Origin of the sequence: Amycolatopsis sp. NPDC059027 (genome assembly GCF_042739735.1) — a bacterium.
In the GTDB taxonomy this organism is placed as follows: Bacteria; Actinomycetota; Actinomycetes; order Mycobacteriales; family Pseudonocardiaceae; genus Amycolatopsis.
Genome location: NZ_JBHYIK010000170.1, coordinates 1 through 1,697, shown reverse-complemented (window position 1 = coordinate 1,697; position 1,697 = coordinate 1). Strand labels below are relative to the sequence as shown.

The following is a 1,697-nucleotide window of genomic DNA, read 5'->3' as shown; positions in this document are numbered from 1 at the left end:
CGGCGGCACTCCGACAGATACACCGCCGACTTGTCCTTGTTGTCACCGACCGAGGTGAGCAACGCCGCCATGTACTCCGCGGTGAAATTCGCCTTGAGGTACGCGGTCCAGTACGAGATCAGGCCGTACGCGGCCGCGTGGCTCTTGTTGAACGCGTACCCGGCGAACGGGAGGATCGTGTCCCACAGCGCCTTGATGGCCTCGGAGGAGAACCCACCGGGGACCAGCTCGCTCGCCTTCATCCCGGCCTCGAAGCCCTCGAACTCCTTCTCGAGGACTTCCTGCTTCTTCTTGCCCATCGCGCGGCGGAGCACGTCCGCGCGGCCCATCGAGTACCCGGCCACCTTCTGGCCGATGTGCATGATCTGCTCCTGGTAGACGATCAGGCCGTAGGTGTCGGCCAGGATCTCCCGCAGGGGCTCGTCGAGCTCGGGGTGGATGGGCTTGACCTTCTGCCGTCCGTTCTTGCGGTCGGCGTAGTCGTTGTGCGCGTTCATGCCCATCGGACCGGGGCGGTACAGCGCGCCGACCGCGACGATGTCGTCGAACTGGGTCGGCTGCATGCGCCGCAGCAGGTCCCGCATGGGCCCGCCGTCCAGCTGGAACACACCGAGCGTGTCACCACGGGACAGCAGTTTGTAGGTTTCCTCGTCGGTGACGTCGAGGGTGTCGAGGTCGACGTCGATACCGCGGTTGGCCTTGATGTTGTCGATGGCGTCGCCGATGACGGTGAGGTTCCGCAGGCCGAGGAAGTCCATCTTCAGCAGGCCGATGGCCTCGCACGACGGGTAGTCCCAGCCGGTGATGATCGAACCGTCGTCGCGCTGCCACAGCGGGATCGCGTTGGTCAGCGGCTCGCTGGACATGATGACCGCGCAGGCGTGCACGCCCGCGTTGCGGATCAGGCCCTCGAGGCCGCGAGCGGTCTCGAAGATCGTCTTGCACTCTTCGTCGGTCTCGACCAGCGCGCGGACCTCGGCGGCTTCGCCGTAGCGCTCGTGCTTGGAGTCGACGATGCCGGACAGCGGGATGTCCTTGGCCATGATCGGCGGCGGCAGCGCCTTGGAGATCTTGTCCGCGATCGAATAGCCGGGCTGTCCGAAGTGGACGCGGGCGGAGTCCTTGATCGCCGCCTTCGTCTTAATGGTGCCGAACGTGATGACCTGGGCGACCTTGTCGACGCCGTACTTGTCGGTGGCGTACCGGATCATCTCGCCGCGCCTGCGGTCGTCGAAGTCGATGTCGATATCGGGCATCGAGACGCGCTCGGGGTTGAGGAACCGCTCGAACAGCAGCTTCTGCGGGATCGGGTCCAGGTTGGTGATACCCAGCACGTACGCGACCAGCGAACCGGCGGCGGAACCACGGCCGGGACCGACCCGGATGCCCACCCGGCGCGCGTAGTTGATGAGGTCGGCGACGATGAGGAAGTAGGCGGGGAAGCCCTTGCCGATGATGACGTCGAGCTCGACCTCGATGCGCTCGTGGTATCCCTCGGGCACGCCCTCGGGGAACCGCCACTTCAAGCCGCGCTCGACCTCGGCCCGCAGCCAGGACGGCTGGTCGTAGCCGTCGGGAACCTCGAAGAACGGCAAGCGGTCCTTGTGGGCGTAGACGTCTTCGTAGGATTCGACGCTCTCGGCGATCAGCAGGGTGGAGTCGGCGGCACCGGGGACCTCCTTGTCCCAGTACTCCCG

1 protein-coding gene is annotated in these 1,697 nt (G+C 65.9%); it reads right to left on the bottom strand.

Features of this window, described 5'->3' with window-relative positions; genetic code table 11:
- On the bottom strand, nucleotides 1-1,697 hold a 1,697-nt coding region (dnaE, locus tag ACFWY9_RS44910), incomplete at both ends, for a DNA polymerase III subunit alpha (protein WP_378341775.1).